Raw genomic sequence first — 25,132 nt, forward strand, 5'->3', positions numbered from 1 at the left:
CAGGCGGCTGCGGCCATCAACGGGGCCACAAACACCGTCGCGGCAATCACAGCGAGCGCGAGCAGATCTTTCCACATGGGGTCCTCCCGGACGGCTCGGAATGGCCGTTTCGGGGGAGAACGCAGCAAGTTCCGTGCCTGTCAGGTGAGTGGCGCGTTAACCGACGCTGCCTTCAAGGCTGACTTCCAGCAGTTTCTGGGCCTCGACTGCGAATTCCATCGGCAGTTCCTGCAGCACTTCGCGTACGAAACCGTTGACCAGAAGGGCGACTGCCTGCTCCTCGCCGATCCCGCGCTGGCGGACATAGAACAGCTGGTCTTCGGACAGTTTCGTCGTCGTCGCCTCGTGTTCCAGCTGCGCGTCGGCGCGCCGGTTTTCGACATAGGGCACCGTATGGGCGCCGCACTTGTCGCCGATCAGCAGCGAATCGCACTGGGTGAAGTTGCGCGCGCCTTCGGCTTTCTTGTGCACCGAAACGAGGCCGCGATAGGTGTTGTCTGACCTGCCGGCCGAGATGCCCTTGGAGATGATCCGGCTCTTCGTCCGCTTGCCGAGGTGGATCATCTTTGTTCCGGTATCGGCCTGCTGGCGACCGTTGGTGACCGCGATCGAATAGAACTCGCCGACCGAGTCATCCCCGCGCAGCACGCAGGACGGATACTTCCAGGTGATCGCAGAGCCGGTCTCGACCTGCGTCCAGGAAATCTTGGACCGCGCCCCGCGGCAGTCGCCGCGCTTGGTCACGAAATTGTAGATGCCGCCCTTGCCGTTCTCGTCGCCCGGCCACCAGTTCTGGACCGTCGAATACTTGATCTCGGCATCGTCAAGCGCGACCAGCTCGACCACGGCCGCGTGCAGCTGGTTCTCGTCGCGCATCGGCGCGGTGCAGCCCTCGAGGTAGGAGACATACGCCCCCTCATCCGCGATGATCAGCGTACGTTCGAACTGGCCCGTGCTTTCCGCGTTCATACGGAAATAGGTCGACAGCTCCATCGGGCAGCGCACACCCTTGGGCACATAGACAAACGTGCCATCAGAGAAGACCGCCGCGTTCAGGGTCGCAAAGAAATTGTCCGTCGCCGGAACAACCGTGCCGAGATATTTCTTCACCAGATCAGGGTATTCCTGCACGGCTTCGGAAATCGACATGAAGATCACGCCGGCTTTCTTCAGCTCTTCCCGGAAGGTGGTCGCCACCGATACCGAGTCGAACACCGCATCGACCGCTACGCGCGGCTTCTCGCGCGCCGTTGCGGCCGTCTCAGCCGCTCCTTCGACGCCCAGCAGGACTTCTGCTTCGCGCAGCGGGATGCCGAGCTTCGCGTAGGTGTCGAGAATCTCTTTCGGCACTTCGTCCAGCGACTTGTACTTCGCGGAGTTCTTTGGAGCGGCGTAGTAATAATAGGCTTGGTAGTCGATCTTCGGATAGTTCACCCGCGCCCAGGTCGGCTCTTCAAGCGTGAGCCAGCGGCGGTACGCCTCAAGGCGGTACTCCAGCAGCCAGTCCGGCTCCTCCTTCTTCGCCGAGATGAAGCGCACCGTGTCTTCGGTCAGGCCCTTCGGCGCGAAGTCCATTTCGATATCGGTGACAAAGCCGGCCGAATAGTTCTCGGACTCGAGGCGCTTCGCCGCCGCGACCGTGCCCGCATCGACGCCGTCCTTCACCTTCACTTCGGTGCAGGTCTCGTCATGTTCATCCATTCCGCCGCAGCAATCCATCACGCGGTTTCCTTCAATACGGTTCGCCGGGCCGCTTCGAGCCAGGCGTCAGCGACGCGCTCGAAGTCTTCCGGTTTTGTGTCCCACCCGAAACTGGTGCGGACCGACGATTCCGCAAGGGCGTCATCGGCGCCCATGGCCATCAGCACAAGCGAACGTTTCACCTTGCCGGACGAACAGGCCGATCCGGCCGATACGCATATCCCGGCGAGATCCATCGCCATCACCTGCGTTTCGGAACGAAAGCCAGGCCGGGCGAAGTTCGACGTGCCGGCGAGCCTCGGGCTGTTCTCGCCGATCACCGTGACGCCGCCTTCGGCCTTGAGCCGCGCTTCCATCGCATCCCGGTATTTGAGCAGCGTAGCATATTTCGAAAGGTCGCGCACGGCGGCCTCGGTGGCGGCGCCAAATCCGGCGATCCCTGCCACGTTCTCTGTACCGGACCGCAGACCGCGTTCCTGCCCGCCGCCATATTGCAGCGCCATCAACGGCGCCCCGGCTCTGTGCCACAGCGCGCCGACACCCTGCGGCCCCCCGATCTTGTGCGCCGCCAGCGCCACATAGTCGGCGCCCAGAAGGGCTACATTGACCGCCACTTTGCCGAGCCCCTGCACCGCATCGCAGATCGTCAGCCCGCCTGCGGCCCGCACCAGCCCAGCCGCCTCCGCAACCGGCTGCAGGATGCCGGTCTCGTTGTTGGCGAGCATCAGCGCGAGGATGGGCGTGCCCTTCGCGGCCTTATCCCAACCCTCAAGGCGCGCTTTCAGGTCTGCAAGGTCCACCCGGCCATCGGGGCCGACATAAGCCGTTTCCATCGGCACGCCGGCCCGGGCAGCGGCCTTGCCGGTAGCCTCGTGCTCTATCGCGGAAACGATCAGCGTGGCCTTGCTGTCCAGGCCCAGAACGGACCCGTGCACTGCCAGAGCCAGCGATTCCGTGCCCCCACTGGTGAAAAGGATATCTTCGGCGCGCGAGCCGATGGCGCCGCCGATCTGGCTTCGTGCCTTCTCCACCACGGCCCGCGCTGCCCGTCCGGCCTGGTGCACCGACGAGGGATTCGCCGGGCCGAGCGCCAGCGCGGCCAGCAGAGCCTCGCGCGCTTCGGGCCGCATCGGGGCGGTGGCGTTGTAGTCGGCATAGATCATGCCGCTCTATATAGGCTTTTCCGGCCAATGCCGCACCTGCAGAAAAATTTGCATTTTCCTGCCGATTTGGCCTATCTCGCCCGCTTCACTGGAAAAAACCGAGGATCAGATGGCAGAAATCATCATTCCGGGCCCGCAAGGGCGGATCGAAGCACGCTATACTGAGCCCCCGTATCCGGGCGCGCCGATTGCGCTGATCCTTCATCCGCACCCCAAAGCGGGCGGAACGATGCAGGATCCGGTCACGATCATGCTGTACCAGCTGTTCGAGAAACACGGCTTCGGCGTGCTGCGCTACAACTCGCGCGGCGTTGGGCGCTCGCAGGGCGTGTATGACCAGGGTATCGGCGAACTCGAAGACGCCGCCTACGTACTCGACTATCTCGAGAACCTGTCCGAAAGCCCGCGCCTTGTATGGTGTGCCGGCTACTCCTTCGGCGCGTGGATCACGCTGCAGCTGCTGATGCGCCGCCCGGAGATCGACGGCTTCCTTGCCATCTCGCCGCCGGCCAACCACTACGACCTGTCCTTCCTCGCGCCCTGCCCGGCCTCGGGCCTGATCGTTACCGGCGATGCCGACACGATCGCCACGCCGGAAGACGTCGAACGGGCACTGACCAAGGTACGCGTCCAGAAGGGCCACAAGGTCGACCGTGCAAAGGTCAAAGGCGCCAACCACTTCTACGTCGACAAGCGTGAAGAGCTGATCGGTGTCTGTGAGGACTACCTGCTGCGCCGTCTCGACGAGGCAGAAAACCAGCTGCGCCTCGAAGCGGAAGAAAGCGTCGATGCCGATGTCGTCGAGGACGACGAAGACTTCGAAGAATAGGAGCCGCCCGGATGGCGCGGATCAGGTTTGCCGGGGCGCAGGACACCGAAACGGTCCTGCGCTTCATCCGCGCGCTCGCCGAGTATGAGAAACTGAGCAACGACTGCGTCGCCGATGCAGATTCCCTCAAGGCCCATCTGTTCGGACCGCGGCCTTATGCAGAAGTCCTGCTGATCGAAGACGAGGCCGGCGCTGCGCACGGCTTCGCGCTTTTCTTCCACAACTTCTCGACCTTCCTCGGAAAGCCCGGAATTTACCTGGAAGACCTGTTCGTGGACCGCGCCCAGCGCGGCAAGGGCTATGGCAAGGCGTTGCTGGTCAGGCTCGCCGAACTCGCCGTCGAGCGCGGCTGCGGCCGGCTCGAATGGTCCGTCCTCGACTGGAACACGCCGTCCATCGACTTCTATCTCTCCCTCGGTGCCAAACCGATGGACGAGTGGACGATCTACCGGCTTGATGGCGAACGGCTTGAAAGCCTCGCCAAAGCCTAGGTGAACAGCTGCCCGCCGGTCATGGGCGCAGGCACGCCGGTGGTCATCGGCCAGCTGATCGGCAGCTGCCGCATCCGGCGGGCCGCGAGGAAGGCAAACGCTTCTGCTTCAATGGAATCGCCGCGCCAGCCAGCATCTTCAGCCGTCATCACCGGGCAGGACAGCGCGCTCTTGAGCGCCGCCATCAGCGCCGGATTATGCCGCCCGCCGCCACACGCGATCACACGCGAAGGCTTCTCCGGCAGCAGGTCGACACCCGCCGCCACGGCCGCCGCCGAAAAGGCCGTCAGCGTCGCCGCACCATCTTCGACCGACAGGCCACGCGCCACGCTGGCGTTAAAGTCATAGCGGTCCAGCGATTTGGGCGGCGTCTCGGTGAACCAATCATGGTCCAGCAGCTGCGCCATCAGGCCGGGATGCACGCTACCGGCTATCGCCAGTTTGCCGCCCGCGTCATGCGTGCCCCGGCCATGCCCCTCCACCCATTCATCGATGGGGCCGTTGGCGGGTCCGGTATCGAACGCGATCAGGCTGCCATCGGCCATCCGTGCCGTGATGTTGGCCACGCCGCCGAGGTTCAGAACGCAGGCCGGCTCATTGCCGAGCAGATCCAGCAGCGCCGCGTGGTAGGCCGGTGCGAGCGGCGCACCCTGCCCGCCCGCCTCGACATCGGCCGAGCGGAAATCGCAGACCAGCGGGACGCCGAGCGCCGCATGCAGGGCGAACGGATCGACCAGCTGCAGCGTGGCGCCTTTCTGGCCTGGCTTGGGCCGGCGGTGCAGCACGGTCTGGCCATGCACGCCGGCCAGCAGCGGCTGCGGCGCCCGCGTGGGCGAGGTCAGCATCTGCCAGGCCTCGTAATGGGTCCGCGTGATCACATCCAGCGCCGCCTTGAACGGGGCCTCGGGCACCGGCCCGGTCCAGTTCCAGGCCCGGGCCGCCTCGGTCGCCGCCCGCAGGATCGCCCGCTCCTCAGCGGAGTATTTCCGCTCCACCGCCGGACCGAATTCGACCACTTTCTCCCCGTCGGTCCGGATCATGGCGGCATCGACCGCGTCCAGCGACGTGCCGGACATGAAGCCAGCCACCCAGACCGGTGTTGTTTTTTCCGTAGCAGTGTTCAAGCCCTGCCCTTTCCGTGTTACGCGCGCGTCTGCTCCACGGAGACACAAGAATATGAGCGAATACAAGTCGGAATTCCTGCGCGAGCTCAGCTGGCGCGGCTTCATCAAGCAGATGACGCATGAGGCAGAGCTCGACGCTTACTGCGCCTCGGGAACGCCCGTCGCGTATATCGGCTTCGACGCGACCGCCGACAGCCTGCATGTCGGCTCGCTCCTGCAGATCATGATGCTGCGCATCTTCCAGCGCCATGGCGGCAAGCCGGTCGCCCTGATGGGCGGCGGCACCACCAAGATCGGCGACCCAACCGACAAGGAAAAGTCGCGCCCCCTGCTCACCGACGCGCAGATCAACGCCAACATCGCCGGCATCAAGAAGGCCTTCCGGCCTTTCCTGACATTCGGCGACGGCGCGTGCGATGCGATCATGGTCAACAATGACGACTGGCTAGGCAAGCTTGGCTACATCCAGATGTTGCGCGAGATCGGTATCCACTTCACCATCAACACGATGGTGAAGCAGGACACCGTCGCCCGCCGCCTTGAAGCGGAGCAGCCTTACACCTTCCTCGAATTCAACTACCTGCTGATGCAGTCCTACGACTTCCTCGAACTCTTCCGGCGCCAGGGCTGCCGGCTGCAGCTCGGGGGCTCAGACCAGTGGGGCAACATCGTCGGCGGCGTGGACCTGGTCCACAAGGTCGAAGGCGGCAAGGCCTTCGGCCTGACGGCGCACCTCATCACGACCTCGTCCGGTGGCAAGATGGGCAAGACCGCCGACGGCGCGGTCTGGCTCAACGCCGACCGCCGCAGCCCTTACGAGTACTGGCAGTTCTGGCGCAACACCGAAGACGCTGATGTCGGCCGCTTCCTGCGCTTGTTCACGGATCTGCCGAAAGCCGAGATCGAGAAACTCGAAGCCCTTGAAGGCGCCGCCATCAACGACGCGAAGATCGCCCTCGCAAATGCGGCAACGGCCTTGCTGCACGGCGAGGCAGCGGCGAGGGAAGCTGAGGCTGCAGCCAAGGCCGTATTCAGCGACGGCGCGTCTTCGGCGGGCCTGCCGACCGCGCTTGTTCCGCAGGCGGATCTTGAGGCAGGCATGCTGGTCGCAGCGGCCTGCACGGCCGCCGGCCTGTCGAAATCGAACGGTGAAGCCCGCCGCCTGATCGAACAAGGCGCTATCCGCCTGAACGACGAACTGGTCTCGGATCCGAATGCGAAAGTCTCGTTGGCCGACCTGCAGGACGGCGCAATCAAGCTTTCGGCCGGCAAGAAGCGGCATGCGCTGATCAAGGCCGGTTAGGCTCTAGAACGTCTCGTTCTTGATCGCAGGTAATTCTTTCGGCAGCGGCGCGTCCGGTGCGCGCGGCTTGGCTTCAGGAATATTGGTGTCCGATGGGTTTTCGAAAATGCGGCGGATCACGCCCGGCGCCAGCGCCGACAGCGGGTTCACCGATACGCTCGCCTTCTGCAGCGTGCCACGCACCCCATAGGTCAACGAGAACACGCCCTCACCATCGCGGCCAACGACGAGGTCGCCCAGGATCGGAATTCCTCCGAGGGCGGAGTTCACGCCAAAGCTAGGCACCAGGACGCCGTCGATCTGGATGTCGGTGGATTTGGAATCGATGAAGCCGCTGGCCGTCATGCCGAGTGCGGGTCCCTGGGCTTTGGCCCCGTTGATGATGTAGCGTCCCTTGGTGATCTTCAGCGGCAGGTCGATCCGCGAGAACATCACGCCCTCGCCCGACAGCGTATCGGCCAGGCCCCGCAGCGAGGCCAGCGACAGGATTTGCGTCAGGAACGGCGCATTGCTCATCCGGGCGCCTGATATCGCGACCATCAGATTGGCCGGCATGTTGCCGTGCTCCAACGTCCCCTTCATCTCCAGCGTGCCGCCGGAAATGAAATCCGAATTCAGAAAAGCGCTCGCGAGGAAGCCCGCATCGCCTGCGGTGACATTGATCTTCGGCGCACCGCCGCCCATGGCGTCAATCGAGGCCACGATGGGCGCGCCGCCGGTGGCAACGCCGCTCGCCGTCAGCGTCTCCAGCCCCGCCTTGCCAGTCATCACCGTGAGGTTCGCGTCGCGCAGGTCGAGCCCGGGCCGCACGGTCAGACGGTCCACCGCCGCCGAAAGCGACATGGGCGCGCCGTCGCCCGCCTCGTCGCCGCTCAGCCCCGTCAGGCCCGGCATTAGTCCGGAAATGTCGAGATAGGCCCCGCTCAGGTTCAGCACGGGCTGTCCACTGATGCCCCGGCTCATCTTCACACTGACATCAGACACATTGCGGAAATAGGCCCGCCGCAGGTCTGCGGAAACCAGTTTCGAGTCATTGACGTTGAGCGTGAAGTCGCCGTCCAGCGCGGCGCCGTCAGCGCTGAACTTCACCTTGGATGTCGCGGCGTCGCCGGTGCGCTTGTAGTCGACCGTCGCTTTCGAGGCGCCGCCGCGCGGCTTCAGCCAGCCGATCTCCGCCATGTCGAGCCGCGCATCGGTGAAGTCGATTTTTGCCGATGCCGTTTCGAGGTTCGCGCCGTCCAGCGTGGCCACCAGATCAAGCGGCGCCTCGCCCGCCATGTAGGCGCGGCCGATCATGCCGAAACTGTTCAGGAAATCGGCCGAAACAAATCCCTTGGCCGAGAGATTTGCCGGCTGGTCATCTTCGGCGAACCGGTCGGACCAGACGAAATCGACCGGCGAGGCGCCGAGTGCGCCCTGACCGGTCATCTTGATACCATTCTGGTCGAGATCGACCTTCATCATCGCGCCCGTCAGATCGAGCCCGAATGCCGCGCCCTTCAGTCCGCCATTTCGGATCGTGCCGAGGCCGGTGAAGCGCAGCTGCTCGTAGGGCACATCATCCAGCGCCGGGCGGAACAATTCATACGTGAATTCCGCATCGCCGCTAATACGCGCCGGATCGAGATCGAACTGCAGCCGGGACTCAGCCAGCGTCTTGATGATGTTGCGCGCCGGCCCCTTGCCCTTTGCAAACACTCGGAATTCGGTGCCGCGCGGATTGAAGGCCGGAAAGTCGACGAGACCTTCGGTCACTTGCCAGCCGGCGTAAGCGGCGCTGTCGAGCACGACCTTGAAACTGTTTCCCGTCAGGCGGCCGCTGCCGACCCCGTTCTCGACCGGCGGCAGGTCTTCCAGGAACTTCACCCGCGCACCTTCGACATTGAACGTCACCTCTAGGTCCGTGTCGCGCAGGTAACCTTGGGCGAAGCTGTCGCGTGCCAGCGTCACATGCCCCTTCGCATTGCGCGCCACGCCGGCCTCGATGTGCGTCGCCCCGAAATCGCGTGCACCGGAAGCCAGCTTGGCCGGCCAGAGCGCCACGACCGTCTCGCGCGGCAGCATGCCGGGCACCTCGACATCGAGCGCTCCGATGAACGGTGACTCGCCCGGCTGCCGGTCCGGCGTACGGGCCATATCGCCCTGCAGCGCAAACTCTGCGCCTCCGATCACCAGCTTGGCCTTGGTGTTGCGCACAGCCAGCGCCGTCAGGTCGGCCTCGCCGGCCGCGTCGAGGCTGGCAATGTCGATGGGCGCTTCCAGGAAAGGGGTCAGGTTGGCGGTCAGCGCGGGACTCGTCAGCCGGAACGGGCGGAAGCCTTCGCCCGTCAGCGCGCGCTCCAGTTCCAGCTCGACATGGCCCTTGAAGACTCCGGTTCCGAGCGATTCCAGCGTCAGCTTCAGCCGGTCATCCGGCCGGCCATACGTGCCCGCGATGTGAAGATCGGTCACCGGATGGGTCCCGCTCGCGAGGCTCAGCGTGCCGGGGCCGCTATCGACTTTCAGACGCACCTCTTCGATGCCGCTCGCCTGCGTGAAGGCGACCGATACCTCGAAGGTGGAGTCGAGCCCTTCGGAGCCGTCGCCGCCAAGCCCCGTCCGGTGGATCAGTTCGCCGAGCGGCCAATCGGCCACGCCGAGTTCCGCCAGCATCCTGGTGCTGCGCTCGCTGGTCTGCATCCGGATGGCAATACCGCCCGGAAGACCGTCGCCGAGCCCGCTGCCCGAAACGGTCAAGGTCAGCCCGTCATCCGTGCGCGTCAGTTCGCTGGTGGTGTGCTGCATGGTGCCGAGTTCTGCGAGCGCCGCATCGCGCACGCGCAGCTCGAACCCTTCGAGGCGCAACGACTCGAAGGTCAGCTTTTCATCGGTCTGTTTCAGTGCGGCGAGCCAATCCGGCAGGACCGTGTTGGCATAATCGAGCCAGCCTTGCGGCGTGGTCGGCAGCTGGCGGGCCTTCAATTCCGGCAGCGGGTCGCCGCCCAGGTTCCAGAGATTGCCGAACTTGTGATCGAGCCCGATCCATCCGTCGCGCAGGTTGAGCCGCAGCACCTCGACCTTGCCCACCACCAGGGCTGAGGCTGACAGAACGATGTCGGCGTTCCTGGCCTCCGCCGCCGGCCGGCCCTCTGCATCGAACAAGCGCACGTCATGCGCCGTTACCTGCACCCGTTTTGATTGGGGCGACCATTCCAGCTGCAGCGCTCCGATGGACACGTCGCGTCCCTCGCGCGCTTCCGATAGCGCATGCTCGACATCATCCCGGAACGGCGACAGATCGAGCGGACCGCTGGACAGTCTCAGCAGGAGCAGACCGCTGGCCGCCATGAGCACCAGGACGAGAGCCCCGAGGATCTCCATGATGACAATTGATGCGGTCTGGCGGACCAAACGGTGGCTCCTCAAAAATCCCGGTATTGCCGAAGGTCCATAGGCACATAGAAACTATAATTACGTGAACGGGCCCCGGCCATAGGAGCATTACATGAGCACTGAGTTGAAACCCGGCGACAAGGCCCCCGCCTTCAGCCTCGAAACGACCGCCGGACCGAAGCGCCTGAAGGATTTCGCGGGTCAGCATCTGGTGCTCTATTTCTACCCCAAGGACGACACGCCCGGCTGCACGCTGGAAGCGCAGGACTTCACCGCCCACGCGGCCGCTTTCCGGAAGGCCGGCGCAAGCGTGCTCGGCGTCTCGCGCGATCCCTTGTCAAAGCACGAGAAGTTCGCCGCCAAATACCAGCTCGATGTCCTGCTCGGCAGTGACGAGGCCGGCGACGTTTCCAATTCCTATGGCACATGGGAGGAGAAATCGATGTACGGTCGCACCTACATGGGCATGGCGCGCCGGACCTTCCTGATCGGGCCCACCGGAAAGATCGTCCGTGTCTGGCCAAAAGTGAAGGTCAAGGGGCATGCGGAGGATGTGTTGGCCGCGCTCAAGGAATGACCGGTAACAGACCGCTTTTGCCCTGTCTGCGCCGAAACTTTCAGCAAGTTAATGAGAAGTTTACGTTAAGCTGCGAACATTGCCTAAAAATATGACATGCAGGGGTTTCACCCCCGGTCGAATTGGGTATGTATGACGCGAGGAATGGGAAGCCGGCTGCAGGGGATTCTGCAGCAACAAGAGTCGTTTCCAACTTACGGGTAGCTTGAATGGCGAAGTGGAGTTCGAACCTCAAGGCGACGTTCGATCGTGCCTTTCCTGAGCGCCAGATCTATCACCGCAGCGGTGGCACCGTCCGCTATATTTCCGTCTCTCCCTGGCAACAGGCCATGATGGCCGCCGGCGCGACCGCGATCGCCGGCTGGACCATTTTCGCAACCGCGAGCTTCGTGTTCGGCGGCGGCGAGACGACCGTTGCCGGCGGCGAAGGCAAGGAACTCGCGAAATACGAGCGCTGGGTGCAGGACCTGCGCGCACGTGAATCGCTCCAGCGGACGCTTCTGGAAGAACGCTCCAAGGAAACCGCAGACCTTGAGAAGAAGCAGAAGGCGCTTGAAGACCTTCTGAACGAAATGCGCGAGGATGACGGCCAGAAACTGTCCGCCCTTGAAGGCGACGGCGCAGACATACTGGTCGAGGCCTCGATCGAGGAAGCTGACCGCCGCCAGTCACGTGACGGCTACATGATCACCGCCGGCCTCGGCGTCCAGGCCCCGCGCGGCACCCCCAAGGCGATCGAACAGGACATCTACCGGTTGTTCGACCTGATGGAAGACCATGCCGCCGAGCGCGCCGAACGGGCCCGCGGCGTCATCATGCTCACGGCCGTCGGCACGGACAACATGATCACCAGCGGCGGCGTCGGTGGCCCGGAAGTGTCGATGGGCGCCCTCACCTCCTCGTCCGAATGGGCCGTCGGCGATCAGGATTTCATGACGCGGATCTTCCAGGCCCGCGCCCGCATCGCCGAGATGAAACATTACGAGCGGATGGTGAAAAGCCTGCCGCTCGGCCAGCCGGTCGGCGTAGCCTACCGCTATACCAGCCCCTACGGTATCCGCATCGACCCCTTCACGAAGCGTCCGCAGCCGCACATGGGCGTCGACCTCGCTGCCTACCGCGATGCACCGATTATCACCACCGGTCCCGGCACCGTGACCTATGCCGGCCCCCGTTCGGGCTATGGCATGCTGGTCGAGGTCGATCACGGCCACGGCTTCAAGTCGCGTTACGGCCACTTGCGGTCGATCACTGTTTCAAAAGGTGATACCGTTAAGCTCGGTGATCTCGTCGGCCGCATGGGCTCGACCGGACGCAGTACCGGTGATCACCTTCACTACGAAGTGTGGTACAATGGCAAACCATACGACCCCAACAAATTCCTGAAAGCAGGCCGTCATGTTCACAAAGCATAACAAAACCCCGGATACCGCACCCGTTGAGCCGCAGAAAACGGCCGCTGCGCAGGATGCCATCCGTGGCGCAGCGATGAAGACCGCTGCGCGCGCCGCTTCGATCATCTGCGCCGACATGAAGATCAACGGCTCGGTGACTTCGGAAGGTTCGCTCCAGATCGACGGCATCGTCGATGGCGACGTATCGGCCACCGACATCACGATTGGCGCCTCGGGCCAGATCACCGGCGAAGTCAAAGCCGAAGTCGTCAAGGTCAAGGGCAAGATCAAGGGCTCGATCCGCGCTCGCAAGGTCGAGCTGGAAACCGGCGCCCACGTGAAGGGCGACATCGTCCACTCGTCGCTGCAGATCCAGTCGAACGCCGTGTTCGAAGGCCAGGTGAAGCATGCTGACGATCCGCTGCGCGAAACCGGCCCGGTGGCTGCCTCCGAGAACAAGTCCATGTCCTCGTCGTCGCCCGCGCCCAGCTCGTTCGGCATCTCGACCCAGCCGAGCTGATCGACTGGTTCCAGAACCATACTTCAGAACGCCGGCCTCACACGCCGGCGTTTTTGTTTGCGGCAATCGTCCCCGGCCGGATCCGGCGCCCTGTTCCATTCAAGCCCAGAAGGACCAAGCCCGGCCCGCCCCGCGGCCAAAACGACAAAACCCCGGACCAGGGCCCGGGGTTTTGCGATGAGGTGGCCTGACGGCTCAGCCGGTCAGACGGGCTGGGCGTTCTTGCACTGCGGCGTGTCCTGGAACTTCTGGCGGCCGGCTTTCAGACGCTCGGTGACCGTCTTGCAGCCCTCCGGCATCCGCTCTTCGCCCAGACCTGCGAGTTTTTTGCAGATCTTGTCTTCGTTCACGAGGTTCATGACCGCAGCCTGGACTTCGAAGCAGACCAGTGCGTCCTTGGTGTCTTCTTCAGACTGCATGAACTCGAGCCAGCTGCGGCCACCGGAGTTGCCGGCCTGACGGAAGGCCTCGCGGGCGCCGGCACGGTCGCCGCGCTCGAACCGCGACTGGCCGATGCGGACCCAGACGGTGCCTTTGTCCTTCACGCCGCCGAGGGAAAGCGCCTTCTGCAGGGCGTCTTCGGTCTCTTTCCACTTCTGCAGCTCGCTGTAGGACGCGCCGAGGCGCTCATACATCGCGCCGCCGCCGCCCATTTCAGCCGCCTGGCGGATGACCGGGATGGCTTTCTCGTGCTCGCGGGCGACCTGGTAGAAGTCAGCCAGAAGCGACATCTTCTCGACCGTCTTTTTGATCCGGCCAGCGTTCATTTCCTTCTCCAGGACCTTCGCGGCGTAATAGGGCGCGTTGAAGCGGTTGTAGAAGTTCACGATACGCATCAGCTCGTCTTCGGTCTTCAGCAGACCGCCGAGATACATCGCCTTCTGGACCTCGAACGCTTTGCGCTCTTCGTTGGCCGCAAAATAATTGCCCGCGATCGCATCCCAGTACTTGCGCTCGGTCGGGTTGCGGTCGACCAGCACTTCCAGGATTTCAGCAAGTTTCGCCTTCTCGCCGGCGTCGTTGTAGAGGAACACGAGCAGGTCATACAGCTGCTGGTCGAACTTGGCGCCGTCATCGGCGCGCACTTGTTCAGCCCAGCGGATGGCTTCCTTGTAATTGTCGATGCGCTGGTAAAGCACCGCAAGTTGCCATTTCTGCTGACGATCCGGCTTGCCGCCAGCAGCCTGCCATTTCTTCATGTAGTCCAGCGCGGTCTTGGTATCTTCCATCTGCAGATAGATCTGCGCGATGTTGTAATAGGTCTGCGCGATGTCGGACGGCGGAACATAACCCTTGTTGATGGCGTCGAGCAGGTCCTTGATTGCGCCCTGGCGGTCACCCTTCTCGATCTTGATATAGGCCGAGATGCGGATCACGGCGCTTTCTTCGTAGCAGTTCAACTGCATGCCGCGCAGCTGGTTGATCTTCGCCAGCGCGGTGTCGAAATCCTTGTTGGTGATCGCGGCCTGCTCAGCCTCGAGGTAGACTTGGCCCGTTTTCGAACTGAACTGAGTTTCCTCACAGCCCTGGGCGAGCGCGCTGCCCGCTCCCATGAGACCGAGGATGCCAGCCGTCATTGCGCCTTTGAGGAAATCTTTCAGTCGCATCATTCTCTCTCCTGACCGCTTTTCAGCGGCAAACTCTTTTACTTGCCAAACTGCCTGTGCGGCGAAGCGCCGGGCGGGGCAGCGGAGGAAGGTGGGCGGTGATCCGGATGATCAACCGCCCGCCCTGGATGGAGGCCTACTGGATGTTGAATTCCAGCGGGTAGACCACGTTACGGCGCTCGACCGCCTTGCCGCGCACGATCTTCGGCGCGAACTCGACCTTCGACACGGCCCGTTCGGCCTCCGCCTTGAACACCGAGTCCGTGCACGTTGCCTGTACATTGTACGGTTTCCCGCGGGTATCCACGTCAAAACGCACGTCGCAGCTGCCCGACAAGCCACGCTCCTGGGCGCGCTGCGGGTAGGACGGCGTCGGCGGGCGGATCGGCTGGGCGTCACGGTCCGACACGGCCACCGGATCGATCGCGAGCGATTTCATCCGGCCGAGGTCGAGGTTCTGCGGCACAGCCCCGTCGATTTTCGGAGTCGGCAGATTGATGCTCGACTTGGTGGCCGACTGTTTCGGCGGCGGCGGCGGTTTGGCGGCGGAGTCGATCCGCTGCGGCTTCGCCCGTTGCCGGGTACGCACGTCGGAGTCCTGTTTCTGGGGCGTGATCGCGGCGAGCACGCGGGTTTCCCCGCTCGCCAGTCTCAACTCCTTGACCGAAATCAGGGCGTTCATCAGCATGAAGATCGCCAGAACGATCGGAACAGCGATCGCAGTGGCGATCAGGAACCGCATGAAGGGACTGTTGAACATCGCTTCGCTCCTTAACCGTTCGTCTTGGCGGAGATGTTGATCACCGTAGCGCCATCAATCTTGTTGATGGCCTCCATGACATCCACCATCACACCGGCGTCCGAGTTCACGTCGGCCTGGATCACGATCTCGCCACGCGGGTTGTCGAGACGCATGTCCTTGATGGTGAAGGCCACCTCAGCCGGCGCGATTTTTTTCTTGTCGATATAGATATCGCTGTTGGCATCGATGGCGATCAGGATCGCCAGCGGCTTCGCCGTTGCCTTGTTTTCCACGTCGGGACGGACGATTGCGACGCCCGGCTCCTTGATGAACTGCGCGGTCACGATGAAGAAAATCAGCAGGATGAACACCACGTCCAGCATGGGCGTGAGGTCGATTTCGCTGCTGGCTTCGGCATATTCACGTCTTGCACGTGCCATTGTCTGTCGTCTCCCGCGCTCAGGTCTGGGTGATGAGGATGTTCACGCGGTCCCGGAAGCCCGCGTTGTAGGCCTCATCCCGGATTTGCACCACCACGCCGCTTTTCGCTTTGGGGTGAGCTTGGATGATAACCGCACTATTGGGCGATTCTGCGACGACCCGTTCGATGTTGGCGCGGACCGAGCTGATGTCGGTGGCCCGGCCGTTGACATAGATCAGGCCCGATTCCTCGACGAGGATGAGGATCGCAGGGACCGGCTCCTGTTCTTCCACATCAGGCGGCGCCGGCGGCGGCGGCGGTTCGAGACCGATAGCCTCTTCCCGGGCAAACGTCGACGTCACGATGAAGAAGATCAGCAGGATGAACACAACGTCCAGCATCGGGGTCAGGTCGACCTCGGCCGAATCCGGCTTTCTCACTTTACGTCCGCGCATCAGTCGATCTCCATCGCATCTTCGACCCGCTGGACGGACCGGTTGACGGTGCGGTCCATACCGGACGTGAACAGGATGCCGGACAGCGAGGCGACCATGCCGGCCATCGTCGGGATCGTGGCGCGCGAGACGCCGGCCGACATGGCCTTCGCGTCTGCACCCGCCGTGATCGCCATAATGTCGAACACCGCCACCATGCCCGTCACCGTGCCCAGCAGACCCAGCAGCGGCGCGAGCGCCACCATGGCTTTGGTCAACTGAACGTTCTGCTCAGCTTTTGCCCGGACTTCGGAGACCAGTTTTTCGCGCACCCAGTGTGCGAGTTTGGATTTCCGGTCGGAGCGCGAACGCCACTCCGCAATCGCCTCAGCAGCAATCTGCTTGTGCGCGAACCGGAAGTAAAACAGCCGTTCCAGGATCAGGGCCCACATGACGAATGTCGCCGCCATGATGACCAGCAGCACGGGGCCGCCGCGATCCAGAAAGGCCTGTAGCTCACCAAAACCCATTCGGGTTACTCCTCCAGGGGGTGGAGGAGGACAGGCTTACGCCCGTCCCCCGTGAACTGCTTCCATCTTCTCGGCGATGAGGCCAGCGGCCTGTTCGTCGAGCATCTGCTGGTTGGAACGCGCCATCGAGGACACGACGGCGTGCGAGAGCAGAAGTGGAATGGCAGCGACAAGGCCGAACACGGTGGTCATGAGAGCGACCGAGATACCGCCAGCCATCAGCTTCGGATCGCCGGCACCGTAGATGGTGATGGCGGTGAAGGTGATGATCATACCGATAACCGTACCGAGCAGGCCGAGCAGCGGAGCAACCGAGGCGAACACCTTGATGATGTCGTTGAAGCGTTCGATCGCCGGCGACTCCTGAAGGATCTTCTCGTCGAGCTTGAGCTCGAGCGTTTCGATGTCACGGCTGCGGTTGCTTTCGTAGACTTCGAACACGCGGGCCAGCGGGTTGCCGGTACCTGCCTGACGGGTCTTTGCAGTAGCGCGCATCGAGTTACCCATCGTGAACAGGGTGAACATCTTGTAGAAGGCCAGCAGCAGACCGATGGCGGCAAGGAACACGATCACGTAACCGACCGTTCCGCCTTGCTGGAAGCGATCCGACAGTTTCGGCAGTTCGCCGAGGATGCCGAACAGGTTGCCTTTCGACGGGTCAACCGGGGCTTTCACGAGGTCGCCCTCGTTGGCGCGGGCCAGCTTCGTCATCGACGAGGAGAACGGGCCCGCCGGCTGGGTCTTGAACACTTCAAGGAAGGTTTCGCCACGCTCGCCGCGCTTCACTTCGACGAACTTGCCGCCGTCTGCGGTGGCGGTGGTGAAAACGCCGACGCGGACGAGTTCGGTTTCAGCAATGGAGCCGCCGTCACCCAGGCCGTTGACGGGCGCGGTGAAGGTCTTGACCTCAGACTGGGCGATCATTTCCTGCAGCATGGCTTTCGGAAGACGCTCGAGCTGGCCACGGTTCGGAAGCACGCGGGCTTCAGCGATTTCGGCAATGCCGGCAACGCGGTCCTTGTAGTCGAAGTTCGCGAAGGAGTTCGCGATTTCCGGCATCGTGGCACCTGCAGCCGAACGGAACTGGCCGAGCAGCTCCTGGAAGTCGCCGGCCTGGGCCGTGACCTGGGCTTCAAGAGCGCCTAGTGCGGCCTCGTTGGCATCGAACTCGCTGCTCAGGGCGCGGGCTTTGCCTTCAGCAACAGCGAGCGCATTACGGGCCGATTCCATGCTGGCAGCCTGGCTGTTCTTGTCAGCCTGGAACTGCTTCAGACGGGCGGCATCTTCAGCCGACATCTGGTTGGCGTCCTGGCGGACTTTCGCGAGCACGTCGCTGAGCGACTGGGCCGAGGCGGGAGCCGAGGCAGCGAGGGCAACCGATCCGAAGAGGACTGCGGCGCCCAGGGCCTTGAGGGAGGATTTGAACGTTTTCATAACTCTGTAAACCTTCGTTTCTGAGCGACTGGTCGCTTACTGGACCGAGAACTTTTGGACCGGGGCGAACAGCACGACCTGCTGGGCCTTGCCTTGGGCGACGCGGATCGCCTGCTGGATTTCCGGCACATACGAGCCGGGCAGCGGCTGCCATTCACCGCTGGCGCGGTCATAGCGGGCGGCTTTACCATTCGGGGTCAGGTAGACGTAAGCGACCCGGCCGTAGAGAAACATGTCGACGTTCGTGGGGTTGCCATCGATCGTCATCGTTTCCTGCCAGGTCGACACGGTGCGGCCGTATTCCATTTCAGCCGAATAGGCTTCCATGATGAGGCGGTACTGTTCGGAAGCCGGCACGTTCGGCGCCTTCATGATGGCGTCGAGACCATCAAGACGGCTCTGACGGATGTCCTTCTTGAAGGGCAGGTCGGCCGCGACGAACATTTTCAGGTCTTCGACCATGCTCAGGAGCATCGGGACGGTCTGGGCGGTGATGTCGTCGATCGAGCCGAGCTGTTCAGTCAGCGAGGCGATCTCTTCGCGCTGGCTCTGAACCACCAGCTCCTGCTGCTTGGCAAACAGTTCAGCCGCATCGCGGCGCTGAAGCAGCGTGCGATATTCACGGACCATGTCCGAGCGGTCATCGTCCAGCTGGTTGATCTGGTCCTGGACTTGTTCAGCTTTGCGCGTGGCCGCCTCTCCAACTGAGAGCGCCTCGCGAAGCTGGGCGTGAGCCGGAATGGCCAGGCCCGCAATCAACGCTGCAGCGATCAGGCTGCGGGCGGGTGACAGAATTTTCTTCATGAGGTTTGCCTCTCAACTCTCCAAACGGTCGCGCACATATGGCGCGCAAATTCCTGGGTCTTGGGCGCACCTGCTCTCGAGGGCGTCCCGATTGTCTTCAGCTCTAACACACATGAGCCGGGAGTTATTATGGAGTTGATGGGAGACCCCATCTCATCCCCTGACAATTTTCGGAGCGTTATTCGCTCACTCTTCTTTGGGCAGTGCGGGCAAGGCTGCCTGTGCACCTTACCGCGCAAAGCCCTTAGCCATGAACCGCAGTGGTAACAATCCTCTAATTGCGGATCAATCGCGCTTTACGATTCGTTTAGAAAATACCCGGGCCCTGCGCGAACGCAACCGCCGCTTCGCAGTCGGGGGACTTTAAAGACGCCTTGAAATCAGGAAGCTATGCCGCGGATGGGACCGGAGGACATGTGCGCGTGCGCGTCGCTGGAGAAAATGGCTGGGGTGCTAGGATTCGAACCTAGGGTGGCGGTACCAAAAACCGCTGCCTTACCACTTGGCGACACCCCAACTGTGGAGCGCGCGAAATAGCTATTCTTTGTTCAGCTGGCAACTCCCGTTCTGTTGTCCGTTCAATCGGACGCAGCCTGCCCTCCCCGGCACGGTCCCCGCGGCTGTGGACAAACCTTGTCCGCCGCGCGCCGGCATGGCCGGAATCGGCTTACCCTGCACAGGTCTGGAACCGGACAGGCGCTCGGGGCGCCGGAAGATAAAGACAGCGCACCCTGCTCTATTCCTTCCACCGTCCCTTTACTTTTTATCGATAATCAACAATATCGCAAATTGCACTCTCGGGATTCTGTTACCAGCAAAGGAAATGCCCCGGTTATGAAAACCTTCTTCCTGTCCATGGCAGGCGCGTTCGTCGCGATGATCCTCTTCGTGATCGTCGGATTCATGATGCTGTTCGGCCTGATCCTCACTGCGGCGAGCTCTAAGCCGCCGAGCCCTGATCAGGTCGTGCTCTCGCTCGACCTCAATTATGGCCTGCCCGACCAGGCGCCGACCGGCGGCCTCGCCGCCTTCTCCGGCGTTCCGGGGTTCACGGACATTCTGGTCAAGCTGAAAGGCGCCGAACAGGACAAGGCCGTGAAAGGCATCTATCTGCGTGGATCGATGATCGGCATCGGCACATCGCGCGCGGAAGAGCTTCGCGCGGCGCTGAAAGAGTTCAAGGCCTCAGGCAAATTCGTGATTGCGCACACGCAAGGCATGATCGGCATGGGTGGTCCGTCTGCGTACCATTCCATCAGCGCCGCTGACGAGATCTGGATGCAACCGGGTACGGACTTCATGATCAACGGCGTCACCTTCGAGACCGAATTCCTGAAGGGCCTGTTCGACAAGATCGGCCTGACCCCGCAGATCTACGCCTTCTACGAATACAAGAACGCGCCGAACTCATATAACGAGACCAGCTTCACCGCCCCGCACCGCGAAGCGCTGGAAAGCCTCGCCACCTCGATCTGGGATACCGCGCTCACCGACATCGCCGAAGACCGCGCCATGACGATGCCTGCCATGAAGGCGCTGCTCGAAGCCGGCCCAAAATCGGCCGACCAGGCGCTTGAAGCCAAACTGGTCGACAAGCTCGGCTGGCCGGAAGACGCTGAAGATGCCGCGCTCGAGAAAGCCGGCGAGAATGCCGAGCTGGTTGACCTCAACTACTACACCGCTCCGCCGTCGAAGGCGAAGATCAAGGACGGCGTGATCGCCATCGTTGGCGGTGAAGGCGCGGTCGTCACCGGTGGCAGCCAGTCCGACTCGCCTTTCTCCGAGCCGCCGGCCTTCGCGTCCGACAACATCGCCCGCGCCCTTCTGGACGCGGCTGAAGATGAAGACGTGAAAGCCATCGTCTTCCGCGTCGACAGCCCCGGAGGCTCGCCCACAGCGTCGGACCAGATCTGGCGTGCGGTTGAGCGTGTCAAGGAAAAAGGCAAGCCGGTCGTCGTCTCGATGGGTTCGCTGGCAGCTTCGGGCGGCTATTATGTCTCCACCGGCGCAGATGCCATCGTGGCTAACCGCTCGACCATCACCGGCTCGATCGGCATCTTCGGCGGCAAGTTCGCCATCGAAGGCACGGCCAACAAGCTCGGCGTCACCTTCGACACGGTGAGTGTCGGCGGCGAATTCGCCAACGCCTATGGCGTGGCGCCCTTCAACCAGGCCCAGGAAGCCGAAGTGAAGGCTCAGCTGAAGCGCGGCTATGACCGCTTCCTCACCCTCGTAGGCGAAGGCCGCGACATGACGTATGATCAGGTGCACGAGATTGCCCGTGGCCGCGTCTGGAGCGGCGCGCAGGGCAAGGAGAACGGCCTCGTGGACGAGATCGGCGGGTTCATGACCGCGATCACCAAGGCCCAGGAACTGGCAGGCATGGACACGTCCCACTTGCCGGTCCTCGCCTACTTTCCGCAACGCCGTTCGGGCTTCGAAGCGCTGGAAGGCCTGTTCGGGGTCTCGGCGGAAACCGTCCGCGCCGCCGCTGTCCTCAGCGCTGTGGTGGGCGATGACCGCACCAAGGCCCTGATCGAAGAACTGGCAATCGCGGACTCGGTCAATTCCGGCCAGTCCATGGCCATGGGCCCGCGCCTGCGCGAACGCTAGGCGCCGCAGCCTGACTGAATGCGGCCCGTCAGCCCTGCTGGCGGGCCGTTTCGTTGACGGACACGCACTTCCGTCGTCTTGTGCTGCAGTCGCACCGCTTGTGAAGGCGAAGCAGATCGTTTAGCCCCGCCGCTCGGGTCAAGAAGGCGAACATGAACATAATCGTTACCGGCGCGGCCGGCTTTATCGGAAGCGAGATCGCCCTTCGGCTGCTGCGCGAAGGCCATTCGGTGACGGGTATCGACTGCTTCACGCCGTATTATGATGTGAAGCTGAAGGAAGACCGGGCCGCGCGCCTCGCCGCCTTCCCGAATTTCCGGCTCGCCCGCTCCCGCGTCGAGGATAACGAGACGATGGAACGTGTGTTCGACCGTGTGCGGCCGGACGTGATCCTGCACTTCGCCGCCCAGGCCGGCGTGCGCTACAGCCTCGACCATCCGCGCGAGTATATCGACGCGAACGTGGTCGGCTCGTTCAACATCATCGACCTCGCCCGCCGCCACAAGGCGCGCCACCTGATTCTCGCGTCCACAAGCTCCGCCTACGGCGCAAACCAGAAATTCCCCTTCGAGGAACGCGACTCCGCGCCTTACCCGCTGACAATCTACGCCGCCACCAAGCTGGCCGCCGAACTCATCGCCCACAGTCATTCCCACCTCTACGGCGTGCCGACGACGGCGCTGCGGTTCTTCAGCGTCTATGGCCCGTGGGGCCGCCCGGACATGGCTTTCTTCCTGTTCACCGACAAGATCTTCAAAGGCCAGCCCATCGACGTGTTCAACAATGGCGACCTGCTGCGCGACTTCACCTATATCGACGATCTCGTGGAATCGATCCGCCGTCTGATGGATGTACCGCCCCAGCAGGGCAACCACATGATCCGCGGCGACTCGCTCTCCCCGGTTGCGCCCTACCGCCTCGTCAATATCGGCCATGCCGCGCCGGTGCGCCTGATGGACTATATCGAAGCCATCGAGGACTCGATCGGCCGCACGGCGGTCAAGAACATGCTTGGCATGCAGCCGGGTGATGTCCAACAGACCTATGCCGATGTGCGCCTCCTCAAGGCGCTCACCGGATATACGCCGAATACGGACTATCGCGAAGGCATCGCGAAGTTCGTCGACTGGTACAAGAGCTACTACAACCCGGCCTGAAGCCCCGCTTGTTCGGCGGCCACCCTGAAATCGTCCGGCACCGGCGCGCTCAGCGTCAGCGCCTTTCCTTCCGGGTGCGGCAATTCCAGCTTCGCGGCATGCAGCATCAGGCGCGGCGCGGTCGCCGGCCCTTCCCCATACAGCGCATCCCCGAGGATCGGGCAGCCGAGCGACATCAGATGAACCCGGATCTGGTGCATCCGCCCAGTTTCCGGCGACAGCGCCATCAGGCCGAACGCGCCATTGCGCGCCAGTATGCGCCAACCGGTCCGTGCGGCCTGCGCGCCTTTCCGGCCCGGCCGCGCGAGGATCATGCGGGCCTTGCCGCCTTCCTCCACTTTCACCAGCGCCGCATCCACCACGCCGTGCTCGGCCGGCGGCAGCGAGCCTTTCACCAGCGCGAGATAGGTCTTCTGCACATCGCGCCCGGCAAAGGCGTCCGACAGCATCGCGGCCACAGGATGCGTCTTCGCCGCGACGATCACACCGGACGTGCCCTGGTCCAGCCGGTGCACAAGACGCGGCCGCTTGCCGTTCGATTTTGCGAAGGCGGCCATCAGCGTGTCGAGCGATTGCGCCACGCCGCTGCCGGCCTGCACGGCGAGACCCGAAGGCTTATTGAACGCGATCAGCGAATTGTCCTCATGGATCACCATGGCGCACACGAGGGCCGCTTCTTCGGGCGAGATCGTGGGCACGGGTCGATTGCGGGTCATGCGAACTCTTCCATCAAGCGGGCGATCATCCGTTCCGACATGTCAGAGCGCAGACCGTTTTCATAGGCGTAAGGCAGGTAGATCACCGCCATTGACAAGGCCCAGCCTGCACCTCGCATCCATTCTGCCTCGCTGGCGCCGATTGCCGCGCGGAAAACATCACGCGCATCCCGGTCGAACATCGCCCAGGCCGTCAGCAGGTCGCACGCCCCGTTGCCCACGCCGCACAGCCCCCAGTCGATGACGCCGCAGAGACGGCCATCCTCCACCAGAAGATTGCCCGGATGCACATCGCCGTGCAGCCAGACGGCGCTTGCAGGGTGTTCCGCCTTCAGCGCGTCGGCCCAGAGCCGTTGGGCAAAGCCTGCGTCCAGCTCCGGCAACCGGGCGAGCGCGGCTTCGAAGGCGGGCGTGCGCACAGCAAGCGGCGCGCCGCGGCCATTGTTCTCGGCGCTGAAGCGGAAAGCCGGGTCGGGCGAGATGCTGCGCACGAATCCGAAGAATTCCGCCAACTGATGCGCGAAGGTGATCGTATCCCCCGGCGCGCTGTCTTCAAGCGGCGTGCCCGGCAGCCAGCTCAACACCGACCAGGCGTGCGGGTAGTCCCCGTCCGCTTCGCCCAGACCGTAGACGGCCGGAACCGGCAGCGGCGCATCGGCAAATCGCGGCAAGGCGGCGGCCTCGCGCCGGGCCGTGCCCGCCGCCCAGGCCACCTTGGGAAAACGGGCGCAGAGATCATTCCCGATACGGAAGATATGATTGTCGGTTCCCTTCGCGGTCGGTGCGTGCACCGGCTCGCCGACGAGCTCCGGAAAACGCGCCGCGATCAGACGCGCGGCGCGTCCTTCGTCCAGCTTCACTGCGGTGTCATCCATTGCGGCGTGATTTCCGCAGCGCAGCGATCTGTTTCAGCTTTTCGGCAATCGGCGCTTCGCGGCCCTGCCCCTTGGGATCATAGAAGACCGGGCGCTTTATGCCGTCCGGGAAATAGTCCTGACCCGACACGCCGCCTTCGACATCATGGTCGTATTGATAGCCGGTGCTGCAGCCCTGATCCTTCATCATCGTCGTGGGCGCGTTGAGGATGTGTTTCGGCGGCATCAAGCTGCCAGTTTCCGCCGCCGCCTTGCGGGCCGCCTTGTAAGCGACATAGGCCGCGTTCGATTTCGGCGCCGTGGCCAGATGGATCACGCAATGTGCCAGCGCCAGCTCACCCTCGGGGCTGCCGAGCCGCTCATAGGTGCGCGCCGCCTCGCCTGCGATCATCAGCGCCGTAGGGTCGGCAAGGCCGATATCCTCGCTCGCCATACGGATCAGGCGGCGCGCCAGGAACAGCGGGTCCTCGCCTCCTTCCAGCATCCGGGCAAACCAGTAAAGCGCAGCGTCCGGATCCGATCCGCGTACGGATTTGTGTAGCGCCGAGATGAGATTGTAATGCTCTTCCCGGTCCTTGTCATAGGCTGCGGCGCGCTTCGACAGGGACTTGGCCAGATCATCCGGGGACAGAAGTCCGGGTTCGCCCATCATCGCGAACGCCTTCTCGGCGAGGTTCAGGAGATAACGCCCATCCCCGTCCGCCATCTTCAGGATCATCTGGCGCGCGTCTTTCGTCACCGGCAGGCGGCGGCGTTCGGCCTGCTCTGCGCGCGTCAGCAGCAGTTCCAGCCCAGCATCATCCAGCCGCTTCAGCACCATCACCTGGCAGCGCGACAGAAGCGCGCCGTTCAGCTCAAAGCTCGGATTCTCCGTCGTCGCGCCGACCAGGGTCACCACACCGCTTTCGACAAAAGGCAGGAACCCGTCCTGCTGGGCGCGGTTGAACCGGTGGATCTCGTCCACGAAAAGAAGCGTGCCCTTGCCCATCTTGCGGCGTGCCTCGGCCCGGTCGAAGGCCGCGCGCAGATCTTTCACACCGGAAAAGATCGCGCTGATCGCCTCGAATTCGAGATCGGTCTCCGCCGCCAGAAGCCGGGCAATCGTCGTCTTGCCCACGCCGGGCGGCCCCCAGAGGATGATCGAGGAGAGGCGTTTCGACGCCAGCATCCGCGACAGCGTGCCGTTGGGGCCGACCAGATGGTCCTGCCCGACCACCTCCCGAAGGGTTTTCGGCCGCAGCCGGTCCGCCAGGGGGCGCGGCGCATCTCCTGACAGGCCGGCGGATTCAAAAAGATCACTCATGACGACTTTCTAGGCGAGCGCG

At 63.3% G+C, this 25,132-nt stretch carries 22 protein-coding genes and 1 tRNA gene; 8 read left to right on the forward strand and 15 right to left on the reverse strand.

All coding sequences use genetic code 11. The features are described from left to right. Window positions 1-156: 156 nt before the first annotated feature. Together sufB and GC148_RS05990 are read right to left on the reverse strand one after the other, a co-directional pair. Window positions 157-1,701 (reverse strand): Fe-S cluster assembly protein SufB, encoded by a 1,545-nt coding sequence (gene sufB / locus GC148_RS05985; protein ID WP_291069571.1) that lies wholly within the window; start codon window positions 1,699-1,701, stop codon window positions 157-159. 17 nt (window positions 1,702-1,718) lie between these two features. After that, window positions 1,719-2,864 (reverse strand): cysteine desulfurase family protein, encoded by a 1,146-nt coding sequence (locus GC148_RS05990; protein ID WP_291069572.1) that lies wholly within the window; start codon window positions 2,862-2,864, stop codon window positions 1,719-1,721. Window positions 2,865-2,973: 109 nt separating this feature from the next. Here GC148_RS05990 and GC148_RS05995 point away from each other — a divergent pair, with 109 nt between their 5' ends. Both GC148_RS05995 and GC148_RS06000 read left to right on the forward strand, forming a co-directional pair. Then, window positions 2,974-3,693 carry an alpha/beta hydrolase gene (locus GC148_RS05995; RefSeq protein WP_291069573.1) on the forward strand — a complete coding sequence of 240 codons (720 nt, stop codon included), beginning with the start codon at window positions 2,974-2,976 and terminating at the stop codon, window positions 3,691-3,693. Between the two features lie 11 nt (window positions 3,694-3,704). Beyond that, complete coding sequence (locus tag GC148_RS06000; RefSeq protein WP_291069576.1) at window positions 3,705-4,184, forward strand: GNAT family N-acetyltransferase; 480 nt, start codon at window positions 3,705-3,707, stop codon at window positions 4,182-4,184. On the opposite strand, the gene GC148_RS06005 is transcribed toward GC148_RS06000, so the two are convergent. Next, the gene (locus GC148_RS06005) at window positions 4,181-5,308 is read right to left on the reverse strand and encodes an anhydro-N-acetylmuramic acid kinase (RefSeq protein ID WP_291069578.1); all 1,128 of its coding nucleotides are present in this window, start codon (window positions 5,306-5,308) and stop codon (window positions 4,181-4,183) included. The genes GC148_RS06000 and GC148_RS06005 overlap by 4 nt on opposite strands. Window positions 5,309-5,360: 52 nt before the next feature. Between GC148_RS06005 and tyrS the strand changes: the two genes are divergently transcribed. After that, window positions 5,361-6,611, forward strand: a complete 1,251-nt coding sequence (gene tyrS, locus GC148_RS06010) for a tyrosine--tRNA ligase (RefSeq protein ID WP_291069579.1) — start codon at window positions 5,361-5,363, stop codon at window positions 6,609-6,611. Window positions 6,612-6,614: 3 nt separating this feature from the next. Here tyrS and GC148_RS06015 read toward each other — a convergent pair whose 3' ends face one another. Then, a complete protein-coding gene (locus GC148_RS06015) occupies window positions 6,615-10,001 on the reverse strand; it encodes an AsmA-like C-terminal domain-containing protein (protein ID WP_291069581.1) in 3,387 nt (1,128 codons plus the stop codon). Window positions 10,002-10,095: 94 nt separating this feature from the next. On the opposite strand from GC148_RS06015, the gene GC148_RS06020 reads away from it, so the two are divergent. From GC148_RS06020 to GC148_RS06030, 3 genes are all read left to right on the forward strand, one after another. Next, a complete protein-coding gene (locus GC148_RS06020; RefSeq protein WP_291069583.1) occupies window positions 10,096-10,560 on the forward strand; it encodes a peroxiredoxin in 465 nt (154 codons plus the stop codon). A 209-nt stretch (window positions 10,561-10,769) separates the two neighbouring features. Then, complete coding sequence (locus GC148_RS06025; RefSeq protein ID WP_291069584.1) at window positions 10,770-11,975, forward strand: M23 family metallopeptidase; 1,206 nt, start codon at window positions 10,770-10,772, stop codon at window positions 11,973-11,975. Continuing rightward, on the forward strand, window positions 11,959-12,474 hold the full coding sequence (locus GC148_RS06030) for a polymer-forming cytoskeletal protein (RefSeq protein WP_291069586.1): 516 nt from the start codon (window positions 11,959-11,961) through the stop codon (window positions 12,472-12,474). Before GC148_RS06025 ends, GC148_RS06030 begins: the two co-directional genes overlap by 17 nt. A 203-nt stretch (window positions 12,475-12,677) precedes the next feature. Here GC148_RS06030 and GC148_RS06035 read toward each other — a convergent pair whose 3' ends face one another. From GC148_RS06035 to GC148_RS06070, 8 genes are all read right to left on the reverse strand, one after another. Continuing rightward, the gene (locus tag GC148_RS06035) at window positions 12,678-14,084 is read right to left on the reverse strand and encodes a hypothetical protein (RefSeq protein ID WP_291069587.1); all 1,407 of its coding nucleotides are present in this window, start codon (window positions 14,082-14,084) and stop codon (window positions 12,678-12,680) included. Window positions 14,085-14,217: 133 nt separating this feature from the next. After that, window positions 14,218-14,841: an energy transducer TonB gene (locus tag GC148_RS06040; protein ID WP_291069589.1), complete on the reverse strand. Its 624-nt coding sequence runs from the start codon at window positions 14,839-14,841 to the stop codon at window positions 14,218-14,220. Between the two features lie 11 nt (window positions 14,842-14,852). Further along, window positions 14,853-15,263 carry a biopolymer transporter ExbD gene (locus tag GC148_RS06045; protein WP_291069591.1) on the reverse strand — a complete coding sequence of 137 codons (411 nt, stop codon included), beginning with the start codon at window positions 15,261-15,263 and terminating at the stop codon, window positions 14,853-14,855. A gap of 19 nt (window positions 15,264-15,282) precedes the next feature. Next, a complete protein-coding gene (locus GC148_RS06050) occupies window positions 15,283-15,699 on the reverse strand; it encodes a biopolymer transporter ExbD (RefSeq protein WP_291069593.1) in 417 nt (138 codons plus the stop codon). Next, the gene (locus GC148_RS06055; RefSeq protein WP_291069595.1) at window positions 15,699-16,208 is read right to left on the reverse strand and encodes a MotA/TolQ/ExbB proton channel family protein; all 510 of its coding nucleotides are present in this window, start codon (window positions 16,206-16,208) and stop codon (window positions 15,699-15,701) included. Before GC148_RS06055 ends, GC148_RS06050 begins: the two co-directional genes overlap by 1 nt. 36 nt (window positions 16,209-16,244) lie before the next feature. Next, window positions 16,245-17,642 (reverse strand): MotA/TolQ/ExbB proton channel family protein, encoded by a 1,398-nt coding sequence (locus GC148_RS06060; RefSeq protein WP_291069597.1) that lies wholly within the window; start codon window positions 17,640-17,642, stop codon window positions 16,245-16,247. A 36-nt stretch (window positions 17,643-17,678) separates the two neighbouring features. Then, on the reverse strand, window positions 17,679-18,446 hold the full coding sequence (locus GC148_RS06065; protein ID WP_291069599.1) for a DUF3450 domain-containing protein: 768 nt from the start codon (window positions 18,444-18,446) through the stop codon (window positions 17,679-17,681). Window positions 18,447-18,888: 442 nt separating this feature from the next. Next, window positions 18,889-18,962 (reverse strand) — tRNA-Gln (locus GC148_RS06070). A gap of 318 nt (window positions 18,963-19,280) precedes the next feature. Here GC148_RS06070 and sppA point away from each other — a divergent pair. Continuing rightward, window positions 19,281-21,059, forward strand: a complete 1,779-nt coding sequence (gene sppA / locus GC148_RS06075; protein ID WP_291069601.1) for a signal peptide peptidase SppA — start codon at window positions 19,281-19,283, stop codon at window positions 21,057-21,059. A gap of 152 nt (window positions 21,060-21,211) precedes the next feature. Beyond that, window positions 21,212-22,216: an NAD-dependent epimerase/dehydratase family protein gene (locus GC148_RS06080; RefSeq protein ID WP_291069603.1), complete on the forward strand. Its 1,005-nt coding sequence runs from the start codon at window positions 21,212-21,214 to the stop codon at window positions 22,214-22,216. Here GC148_RS06080 and GC148_RS06085 read toward each other — a convergent pair. The 3 genes from GC148_RS06085 to GC148_RS06095 are packed head-to-tail and all read right to left on the reverse strand — an operon-like array spanning window position 22,201 to window position 25,110. Continuing rightward, window positions 22,201-22,932, reverse strand: coding sequence for an RluA family pseudouridine synthase (locus GC148_RS06085; RefSeq protein WP_291069604.1), 732 nt, complete (start codon window positions 22,930-22,932; stop codon window positions 22,201-22,203). The genes GC148_RS06080 and GC148_RS06085 overlap by 16 nt on opposite strands. After that, complete coding sequence (locus GC148_RS06090) at window positions 22,929-23,807, reverse strand: aminoglycoside phosphotransferase family protein (protein ID WP_291069606.1); 879 nt, start codon at window positions 23,805-23,807, stop codon at window positions 22,929-22,931. The genes GC148_RS06085 and GC148_RS06090 overlap by 4 nt, the downstream gene beginning before the upstream one ends. Further along, the gene (locus tag GC148_RS06095) at window positions 23,800-25,110 is read right to left on the reverse strand and encodes a replication-associated recombination protein A (RefSeq protein WP_291069608.1); all 1,311 of its coding nucleotides are present in this window, start codon (window positions 25,108-25,110) and stop codon (window positions 23,800-23,802) included. Before GC148_RS06095 ends, GC148_RS06090 begins: the two co-directional genes overlap by 8 nt. Between the last annotated feature and the right edge of the window lie 22 nt (window positions 25,111-25,132).

It is taken from the genome of Hyphomonas sp., assembly GCF_016125515.1.
Classification (GTDB): domain Bacteria; phylum Pseudomonadota; class Alphaproteobacteria; order Caulobacterales; family Hyphomonadaceae; genus Hyphomonas.